A 9,526-nucleotide genomic window follows, 5' to 3' on the forward strand; every position below is an offset into this window, starting at 1 on the left:
GATGAGAACAATCTCGTAGTCGTCATCGAGCAGCCGAACCTGTTCGGGACGCAATAGCGGTGCACCTTGATGTGAATTCTGAATGGTCCAGTCGAACGTTCGCGCCTGGCTGTGAGAAATCGATTTTGCTTCAAACGTGTATTCACCGATGGCCTTGGAAATGTAGTTCGGAGTCTCGTCATCAGCCGTGGCCATGAACACTTGCAGTCCGGTATTGCTGAGAAAATTCTGCTTGCCAGCCTCTCCATAAGCCCCCGTCAGTGCCGAAAGGCTTTGGATGATGAGCATGAAACGCCCCTTGTAGCCCGCGATAGTCGTGATTGCGGTCTCGATCGCCTCCAGCTTACCCAAGTGCTTGAACTCGTCGAGCAGGAAGAGAACCTCGTGCTTTTCATCCCGGCGGGCCAGCGACCGCTGCAGAATTGAAACGATTTGCTGAAAAAACAAGCGTATCAGAGGCGCGATCACCTCAAGGTCGTTCGGACCAACGCAAAGATAGATGCACGTTCTGCGACGGCGAAGATCATAGACCGAAAAGTCCGAGCGACTTGTGGCCGCCTTTACAGCGGGATCCGCCCACAGGTTGAGCCCGCCATCGCCGAGCACGGAAGTGTAGGAGGTTAGGATTTTCGTATCGTTCCCCGCCATGTCGTCGAAGATGCGTTGTGCCTCTTTGTTCTGGGTCTCCATGGCGAGTCGCGCGAAGAGCTTAAACTTCTCCCCCGGCTGGGCGAAGAGGTCATAGACGGCGCCGATTGTTGGCGTGCCCCGCTCGATGCAGGCAAGGATTCCCGCGACAAAGATATCTCGCGCGCCGCTGACGAAACCTTCCGCGCCCTCCCCCTTGGCCGTAATCAGGTTTGCGGCCAAGCGGCGGGCTTCGGTGAATTGCTGCTGTGGAGGCAACGCTATAAGATCCAACAGCGGATTGTAGCAGTTTGTGCGCCGCTCCGAATCCAGCGGCGCGAATTTAAACACGTCGTCACCTGCGGCTTTGCGCGCCCTCGAGGTGAGCTCAAAGAGCTCCCCCTTGACGTCCAGAGCTATCACCGAGCCTTTGAATGTAAGTAGCGTTGGAATGACTATGCCGACGCCCTTGCCAGCGCGGGTCGGTGCAACGATGAGGCTGTGAGGCTGCTCGCCATTGGTCAGGTAGTAGCCAGGCCAGAAAGGGCCACTTGTCTTCCCAAACACCGGCCCTGTCACGCCACGGTATCGTCGCAGATATCCCGTGCGTCGCATTTCATCCACTCGAGCCCAACGAGCCGTCCCGTGGTGTTCGAGCTTGCGGCGCAATACGATCTGCTGAATCAGCAAGACGACCGCGGACGTCGAGAGCACGATAGCCGCGCCCCGATAGAAAACGGGGGTTGCGAAACCCAAATAGAAGGGCGTCTCAAACCAAAAGGCACGGACATCAAACGCCATCAGAGCCTCGCCGCTGCCGCCGTGGCGGAAGGTTGCGTAAAGACTTGCCGCACAGAAGCCCACGGCGAGTGAGCACGCGATGCTAATGGCTATGTTGGGGGGCGTCGTTTTTGTTGAAAGCATTGTTCCATTGCCGGATTAGCCGTAGCTAATGCTGCGCGTGCTTCAGAGACCGAACCGGCGTCGCGCGATGTCGCCGCTCGACAGATCGATGCCGCAGCGGGTGGTGCGATGCTTGCAGCGCATCACCCGGCAGACGTGGTTTTTGAAAGTTACACTAAGCAGGTACGTCAACGGCCAGCGAATTGGAAACGGCAAGGCCGTAAACGGAATTCGGGAGAGAAAGCGTCACTGTACCATGGCCGAGACCTCAACGGCCGGAGCGATCTCTGCTTCTGGTGGCCTCCATTAGGTCCTCTCGGGCGTGATTGAAGGCGTGGTTTATGGACCGCCCGATTTGAGCACCCCGCTGCAGCTGTTCATACGAGGTTTGCGGGCCTACTGTATCACGGACTGCAGCCTCAATACCTGCTATGTGGCCGTCCAGATTCGCACTCCGTTCCTCTGCTGCATGCTGCGGCGGCGGCATGTGCGGCAAGATGTCTTGCATGCCGGGAAAAACTGAGTGAGCTTGGGCCTGTTGGTTTGCGTCTAACTGTTGATACATGTTGAGAATAGCATTGGATGCCATCATCCTGACATTGCCATCCGGATCAGAAGAAGCCAATCCAATGGCCTGATCAAGAATGCGAGATTTGTTTTCGTCAGTAAACTTACTGAAGTGTGGCGCAACGTAATAAGCTCCGAGAGCTTGCGACGGCGGATCCATGTTGCCAATGCGATTAACAATAGCATCTTGCAGCCCTGGCGTTAGGTAATCGCCTAGATTACTGGCCGCTCCGACTTTCTGCAATGCTATGTCATCCGTGCTGTACCCCAATTCGGCTGTTAATGTCGCGGCCAGATCGATGGCTGATCGTCCAAGACGATTGGTCCGCCTTTCAAATCTCGCGAGGTCAGTTTCTGGCCCGGGTTGAGTGCCCCGAACGGCTGTTCGCTCGTGCGTCCCGAGGCCTTTGAAGCCCCCAAGATTTCGCGCTGTATCGCGCGGGTTAGCGGTTACCAGCCGTTCTGCAACATCGCTCAATGGCCCCTCTGGAACGTCACGGAGGCTACTGCTCCCCACGCCTTGAGATGATCTTGCAGCTGCACGTGCCCGTTTGTTATCGCGATCCATTGCTCGCCTCCAAAGTAGTTATTCTACCCAATGAGGTTACCACCAAAGCTTGACCTGCTAAACCGATATGATGTTACAGTTGTAGTATGGCAAAGGGTTCCCAGCTCTGTGGGTCTGCCAAGTGCCCGTCCAAGCCGAAGAAAATACGATGAAGCTGGCATCAAATGCGATGTGAACTGCCCCGGGCATTCCGGTGGCCGTTTCGTTTGAGTCACGCGGCTATGGCTGGTTCATCCAACATGCCGTAGTAGCGTTCCTCGGCTTCGGCCGGCGGGATGTTGCCGATGGGCTCCAGCAGCCAGCGATTGTTGAAGCAGTCGACCCATTCGAGCGTGGCGAACTCGACGGCCTCGAATGAGCGCCAGGGTCCGCGTCGATGGATCACCTCGGCCTTGTAAAGACCGTTGATCGTTTCCGCGAGAGCATTATCGAAAGAGTCGCCGACACTGCCCACTGCGGGTTCGACGCCGGCCTCCGCAAGCGCTCGGTGTATTGAATGCCGAACCCTAGAGAATCAGCCCTCAGAGCCTTTGGTAATAGACCGACCCCTCGCACCTGTTTGGGCTGGGTGTACAAGTCAGGTTTTCATCAGGTTGGACGAGTATGTCTGGCAGCCAGAGCGCGACCACTTCCGTGCCCGCCCGCTCGTCTGGCAGACACACAAAGGAGAAAGACATGCCGTCAGCTACAAGCAGCGCCATCGTTTCCTGCCGCAGATCATCGCCCATCCGGTCTGGCCCTCCTTCAGGTCCCCTTGGCCTGTGTCTCGTCGAGGAAATGGCCCGGGAGCGGGATCGTGGTTTCGTATGAGACAATCCGCCGGTGCGGCAACAAATGCGGTCCGCATACGGAGCCATTACGTCGCGGCACTTGATATTGCAGTGCAGCAAAGGTAGAGGGCCGCCCCTTATCGGAGTGTCGTCCATGGTCCTTACCAATACTGGTAGCGAGGCAGAACCCGTCGAACAGTCGAGCCATCCGGCAATCGAACAGCAAAGCCCCGAGGTGCTGATGCTAGGCGCGCTCGGCGTTGTCTATGGCGATATTGGCACCAGCCCGATCTACGCGTTCCGTGAGGCGCTGGTGGCGTCGTCGGGCGGCAATGTCGCCGAGCGCGGCGATATCCTCGGCGTTTTGTCATTGATCATCTGGTCGCTGACGATCATCGTCACCATCAAGTACATCATGTTCGTGCTGCGCGCCGATAACGGCGGCGAGGGCGGCGTGCTGTCGCTGATGGCGCTGGCGCGCGGCAGTTTCCCCAAGCGCTCGGCGCTGATGCTCGGCATCGGCATCGTCGGGGCATCGCTTTTCTTCGGTGATGCCGTCATCACACCGGCGATATCGGTGCTGTCGGCGGTTGAGGGCATGAATGTCGTCACGCCGACCTTCCAGCCCTATGTCGTGCCGCTGACACTGGTCATTCTTACCATGGTGTTTGCGGTGCAGCGCTTCGGCACGGGCGGGGTAGGATTGGTGTTCGGCCCGGTGACGGCGGTGTGGTTCCTGGCAATTGGCCTTTCCGGGCTCAACCACATCATCGCCGATCCGGAAATCCTGTGGGCGGTGAGCCCGCACTACATCGTCGCGTTTCTGATCAATTCGCCCGACGTCGCTTTCGTGACCATCGGCGCCATCTTCCTCGCCGTCACCGGCGCCGAAGCACTCTATGCCGATCTCGGCCATTTCGGCCGCAAGCCGATCGTGCTGGCCTGGCTGGCGATCGTGTTTCCCTGCCTGCTGCTCAATTATGCCGGGCAAGGCGCCTTCGTGCTGGCCAAGAATGGCGTCGTCGGCCATCCATTCTTCGAGATGAACGAAGGCTGGACGCTGATCCCGATGGTCGTGCTGGCGACGGCCGCGACTGTCATCGCCAGCCAGGCGGTCATCTCCGGCGCCTTCTCGCTGACCCGGCAGGCGGTGCAGCTCAATATGCTGCCGCGCCTGGAAATCCTGCACACCTCGGAGAAGCAGTCGGGCCAGATCTACATGCCGCGCGTCAATCTGTTGCTGGCGCTGGCGGTGATGCTGCTGGTCGTCGGTTTCGGCGAATCGAGCAAGCTCGCCTCCGCCTATGGCATCTCGGTGACCGGCAACATGCTGGTGACGACGGTGCTGCTGTTCGTCGTCATGACCCGGATCTGGAAATGGCGGCTGTGGGTGGCGGTCGCCATGACGGCGCTGTTCGGCTTCATCGATGTCGGCTTTTTTGCCTCCAACATCGTCAAAGTGTTCGAGGGTGGCTGGGCTTCGCTGGCGGTGGCCTTCACCATTGTGCTGGCTATGTGGACCTGGGTGCGCGGCAGCCGCTATCTGTTCGACAAGACCCGCCGCAACGAAATCCCGCTCGATTTCCTCGCCGGCAATCTCCTGAAGAAAAAGCCGCAGCTGGTGTCCGGCACCGCGGTGTTCCTGACGAGCGATCCACTCAGCGCGCCAACCGCGCTGATGCACAGCCTGAAGCACTACAAGGTGCTGCACGAGCAGAACGTCATCCTTTCGGTGGTGACCGCGCCGCAACCGGTGGTGCCCGACAGCGACCGGGTCAAGATGGAGACGGTCAACGAGCTGTTCATGCGGGTGACGCTGACCTTCGGCTACATGGAGCAGCCGAACATCCCGCGCGCGCTGGCGATCTGCCGCAAGCAAGGCTGGAAGTTCGACATCATGACGACCTCGTTCTTCCTGTCACGGCGTTCGCTCAAGGCCTCGCCCAATTCCGGCATGCCGGTGTGGCAGGACCGGTTGTTCATCGGCCTGGCGCGTACGGCGGCCGACGCGACGGAGTACTTCCAGATCCCGACCGGACGCGTCGTCGAGATCGGAACGCAAGTGACGATTTAGGGCATGCCGCGGTTGAGAAGAATCGGTGCTGTCACATTGATTGAGCGGTAAGGAAATTCAGGTAGCAGCGCGCCCGGCACTGTAAGTTTCAGCGGCTTGATGCAGCGATAGCTGGCCGGGACGGCTGTCACGCTGTGGCGACACACGCGATTTTGTTCCAGATTTGCATGGGGCGTTACGCAGGTCTCGATGTTGAGCCGATGACAGCGCATTGCAGGGAAAGTGAGCAGGTCGGCAATCGGATCATGGATGGAAACGAACCGCTGAAGCTGGCGTGCCGACTTGAAGCGTTTCATGATCCTTTCGCGTCGTCGGGTCGGCTGGTGCGAATTTTCCGCTCGATTATTCAGGCCTGTGTGCGACCGGTGTTCGACGCCGGGCATGAGGTCGCGCATGGCGGCATCATAGGATCGGAGCTTGTCGGTGATCATGATCCGTGGTGTCCGCCCTTGAGCTTTCAGCAACTTGCGCATCAGACGCTTTGCCGCCTTGGCATTTCGGCGGCTTTGTACCAGCACTTCGAGGACGAAGCCGTCCTGATCGACGGCACGCCGGAGCCACTGCTTCTTGCCACTGATAGCCACGACACATTCGTCGAGATGCCATTTATCGCCCAGGCAGCCGGCTGATATTGATCTCCTGGGCGGAATGCCGTCCGAATTTCTCCGCGCAGCTTCGAACGGTCTGATGCGTGACGATGATGCCGCGGGCCGCCAGCATGTCCTCAACCATGCGCAGGCTGAGCGGAAAGCGAAAGTAGAGCCATACCGCGTGCGCAATGATCTCGGCGGGAAAGCGGTGGCGACCATAGAGCGGATCACGAGCAACTTCTGACATGGCCCAATGTACGCACATCTTCATAAGCTGTCGGTTGACTTTACGATGCCGCGCCAAGCGAGCAGCATCCGGCCGGCGGGGCCGACCCCGTCTCCCGGCCGTGAGCAGAACGGCATCGCGCAGGTGCCGCTTCATCCTCGACCGGCCAGCCTGCTTTGCCGTTACCGCCGCCGCCGAAAGCGCCAGGCGTTGCCGCCAGGCGCCGATCCGCCGGCAGCGGTTCGTTTCCACCGATGATCCGAGTGCCAACCAGTTCCACTTTCCCCCAATACCTGCGTAACGCCGCCATGCAAATCTGGAACAAAATCGCGTATGTCGCCGCAGCATGACAGCCGTCCCGACCAGCTATCGCTGCATCAATACGCTGATATCTTTACAGTGCCCGCACGCCTCTCGCGCGCCAACGGCCAGTCGGGTGTCGCGAATGAGGCGCGCTGAAGCCATCCGGCTCAGCCGATCATGGCGCTTCGGTTGCCGGGTTCGAGGTCGTGGCCTCTGCCGCTGCGCGATTCTAGCATTTGCGCCTTGGAGAGCTCTGCTTCAGCCTCGGCGAGGCATGGCTCGGCTGCGGTTCTCTGCCGCAGAAGGTCCGATTGCGAATTCTTGACGTTGTCACGACGTAGGCGAGCGGCCTTGGCGAACGTCGGATAAGCAAAATGATTGACATCGGAGATGCCGGCCTTCGTTTCCTCGGCGTTTAACTGGAAGTCCAGTTCTCGCGCCATGCGTTCGAAATCGGCAATCATGATGTCTAGCTGGTGCAACTGTCGCCGCTTCTCATTCACCTGAAATTGCTTCAGTCGGACCAGATTACCTCGTGGCTTCATGACTCGGTACTCCGGTACCCATTTCGTCCAATCAAACCGCTCTCTCCCCTTAACGTTAGGCCTACAGCGACTCTCACGTTTTCTGCTGCGAGCGGAAACATATTTTCCAAAATCCTTGGCCGATGGCTATGAGTTCAATGGCATCGACAAGCATGCGAGCGGGGGACTTAAGGGGCGGTAAAAAAAGGCGGAATAGGGCGATTTTCACAATGTCTGCATTGAACGCGTTGAGACCTGCGGCGGGCTTGACACACAAAGCAATCGTCAAGATTTGCGACATGGACGCCGGGGGGCATGAATACGCCCGCCGTCAGCTACACGCCCCCCGATTTCCGCCGCCTATTATCGCCCACGCGGTCTGGCTTTATTTCCGGTTTCCGCTGAGCCTGCGCCTGGTTGAGGAAATGCTGCTGGAACGCGGCATCGTGGTTTCGTATGAGACAAGTCGCCGGTGGGGCATCAAGTTCGGGCTGGACTGCGCTCGCTGCTTGCGCCGCAAGCCGCCGTGCCGGAATGACATCTGGTACCTGAACGAAGTGGTCGTCACCATCGCCCGGCAAAAAGCTTTGGTTGTGGCGCACCGTCGACCAGGATGGATATGTGCTGGACGAAATCGTGCAAAACCGCCGCAACACCAAGGCCGCCAAGCGCTTGCTGACGCGGCTGTTGAAGAAGCAGGGGCTCGCGCCGAAGCGCATGATCACCGACTAGCTGCGCTCGTATGGAGCGGCAAAGCGACAGGTGATGCCGGACGTCAAGCACCGGTCGCACAAGGGGTTGAACAACGGAGCGGAGAATTCCCATGTGCCGCCGCGAAAACGGGAGCGGATGATGCAGGGGTCCGATCGCCGAGAGGCCTGCAACGCTTCGTCTCGACCTTGTCAGCCCTCCGCAACCTCTTCGTCCCGCCCCGCCCCAAACGTTCTGCTCTCGCCATACATGTTCATCGCCTCAGCGCGATGGCGCTGGTGATATCACGACGCGTTTGTACCGCTCGACCTACGCCACAGGTGCCGACGCTGTGACGAGCTTCGTCGGTCGCGTGTCGAGTGACGGCACCGGGGACAATTATCGTCGACCGCAGTCCATTGCCCAGACCAAGGCGCTTCTCGGCGTCGGCACGATGGCAAATCGCAGCGTCACGATCTCGGCCGCTGCCCCTTCTGGCGGCGTGGACGGTGATTTCTGGGTGCAGCCGTAATGGCCCTTTACGTCAAAGCCTCCGGGGTCTGGGGGGCGGCCAGCGCCGTCTGGGTGAAAATCTCAAGCCTCTGGACCAAGGCTCGACAGGTCTATGTGCGCAGCTCGGGCGTCTGGGAGAAAATGTTCCCGATAGATCTGGTCTTCAATGGCACTCACGAAGACTCGACTGCCACGACCGTTTACACCCACACCAGCATTCCGCTTCTTGTCGCGCCACACGCTAATCGTCGTGTCATCGTGACAACTGAGACCACTGACACCGAAAGTGCAGTGACCGTCAACAGTATGACGATTGGGGGTGTGGCTGCCACCCTTCTCGCTCAGGTGGAAAGCATCTTCAATTCTGGTGTGGTCTATCTGTCAGTGTGGTCAGCCCTCGTGCCAACCGGTACGACGGCAACGATCGTGACCACGTATAGTGAGAGCGTGTTCCGTGACTACATGTCGGTCTATACGACCACCGATTGGGATGGTGTGGTGGGCACTGTTGCCTCTGACAACAATTCAACGGGTGGCCTGACAACGACCGTCAGCATTGGTGCCCTGGGCGCAGCGATCGCAATTGCGGGCAACGCCACCAAGGGGGCATCGGCACTGCGACATGGACCGGGCTGACCCAACAGTTCTCAAACACACCAGTCACGGATACAAACCACAGCGGAGCAATGGCCATAGCTACCGCCGCCCAAGCTGCCCTCACCGTAACCTGTGCCTACAGCACTACTCCAGCACTTGCCGCACTGCTGGTGGTTCCGCGGTGCGCAACTCCTGACTGGCGACGGCGTCGGCGACATGCCTTACGGACTCGTATCGCCAGAGCTTGTAATCGTCGACAAACCAGCCAAGTCGGCTCTCGATCGCCGTAGCAAGCTCGTTATAGTCGAGGCTGTCGAGGCCGAGATCCCGCATTCTGGTTGTCATCGAGACCTCTACTTTTTCGGCAACTAGAGCGTTGAGGGTTTTGAGAACCAGTTGTTCAATTTCAAGTAATGTCATCACTAATACATGCCTTTTGATTGCAGATTCAGGTAATGCAACCCTGATCGGGGCCCAACCCCGAAAACGAGGTGTGCCGTTGAAACATGTTCTTGTCATTGACGATGATGCCGCAATGCGGCGCCTCATCGCCGAGTATCTCACGATGCATGCC

Annotated in this window: 7 protein-coding genes and 5 pseudogenes; 5 read left to right on the forward strand and 7 right to left on the reverse strand. The window is 58.8% G+C overall.

All coding sequences use genetic code 11. The annotated features are described in order from the left end of the window. The 3 genes and pseudogenes from virD4 to NKJ06_RS32915 form a co-directional block, all read right to left on the reverse strand. Positions 1 to 1,551 (reverse strand): type IV secretion system ATPase VirD4 (gene virD4, locus NKJ06_RS32905; RefSeq protein WP_352559169.1); only part of this gene is annotated, 1,551 nt, incomplete at its 3' end. A 247-nt stretch (positions 1,552 to 1,798) separates the two neighbouring features. Continuing rightward, a complete protein-coding gene (locus NKJ06_RS32910) occupies positions 1,799 to 2,575 on the reverse strand; it encodes a hypothetical protein (protein ID WP_245260339.1) in 777 nt (258 codons plus the stop codon). 301 nt (positions 2,576 to 2,876) lie between these two features. Continuing rightward, a pseudogene (locus tag NKJ06_RS32915) lies at positions 2,877 to 3,146 on the reverse strand (integrase core domain-containing protein); the annotation flags it as partial. 443 nt (positions 3,147 to 3,589) lie between these two features. Here NKJ06_RS32915 and NKJ06_RS32920 point away from each other — a divergent pair. Further along, positions 3,590 to 5,509: a potassium transporter Kup gene (locus NKJ06_RS32920; RefSeq protein WP_023766567.1), complete on the forward strand. Its 1,920-nt coding sequence runs from the start codon at positions 3,590 to 3,592 to the stop codon at positions 5,507 to 5,509. 127 nt (positions 5,510 to 5,636) lie between these two features. Here the strand turns inward: NKJ06_RS32920 and NKJ06_RS32925 are convergent. The 3 genes and pseudogenes from NKJ06_RS32925 to NKJ06_RS32935 form a co-directional block, all read right to left on the reverse strand. Further along, positions 5,637 to 6,346, reverse strand: a pseudogene (locus NKJ06_RS32925) (IS6 family transposase). Between the two features lie 75 nt (positions 6,347 to 6,421). Beyond that, a pseudogene (locus NKJ06_RS32930) lies at positions 6,422 to 6,673 on the reverse strand (DUF1403 family protein); the annotation flags it as partial. A 122-nt stretch (positions 6,674 to 6,795) separates the two neighbouring features. Further along, a complete protein-coding gene (locus NKJ06_RS32935) occupies positions 6,796 to 7,173 on the reverse strand; it encodes a hypothetical protein (RefSeq protein ID WP_023679574.1) in 378 nt (125 codons plus the stop codon). 294 nt (positions 7,174 to 7,467) lie between these two features. On the opposite strand from NKJ06_RS32935, the pseudogene NKJ06_RS32940 reads away from it, so the two are divergent. The 3 genes and pseudogenes from NKJ06_RS32940 to NKJ06_RS32950 all read left to right on the forward strand — a co-directional run bounded on the left by NKJ06_RS32940 (position 7,468) and on the right by NKJ06_RS32950 (position 8,991). Further along, positions 7,468 to 8,198: pseudogene (locus tag NKJ06_RS32940) on the forward strand (IS6 family transposase). Further along, entirely contained in the window at positions 8,195 to 8,374 is a 180-nt protein-coding gene (locus NKJ06_RS32945) for a hypothetical protein (RefSeq protein ID WP_031194388.1), read from the forward strand. The pseudogene NKJ06_RS32940 and the gene NKJ06_RS32945 overlap by 4 nt, the downstream one beginning before the upstream one ends. Beyond that, positions 8,374 to 8,991 carry a hypothetical protein gene (locus tag NKJ06_RS32950; protein ID WP_023737119.1) on the forward strand — a complete coding sequence of 206 codons (618 nt, stop codon included), beginning with the start codon at positions 8,374 to 8,376 and terminating at the stop codon, positions 8,989 to 8,991. Before NKJ06_RS32945 ends, NKJ06_RS32950 begins: the two co-directional genes overlap by 1 nt. Positions 8,992 to 9,096: 105 nt before the next feature. Here the strand turns inward: NKJ06_RS32950 and NKJ06_RS32955 are convergent, their stop codons facing one another. Further along, entirely contained in the window at positions 9,097 to 9,471 is a 375-nt protein-coding gene (locus NKJ06_RS32955; protein ID WP_352812098.1) for an acyl carrier protein, read from the reverse strand. Here NKJ06_RS32955 and NKJ06_RS32960 point away from each other — a divergent pair. After that, positions 9,452 to 9,526, forward strand: a pseudogene (locus NKJ06_RS32960) (DNA-binding response regulator); the annotation flags it as partial. The gene NKJ06_RS32955 and the pseudogene NKJ06_RS32960 overlap by 20 nt on opposite strands.

The organism is Mesorhizobium sp. M0293, assembly GCF_040321735.1.
Lineage (GTDB): Bacteria > Pseudomonadota > Alphaproteobacteria > Rhizobiales > Rhizobiaceae > Mesorhizobium.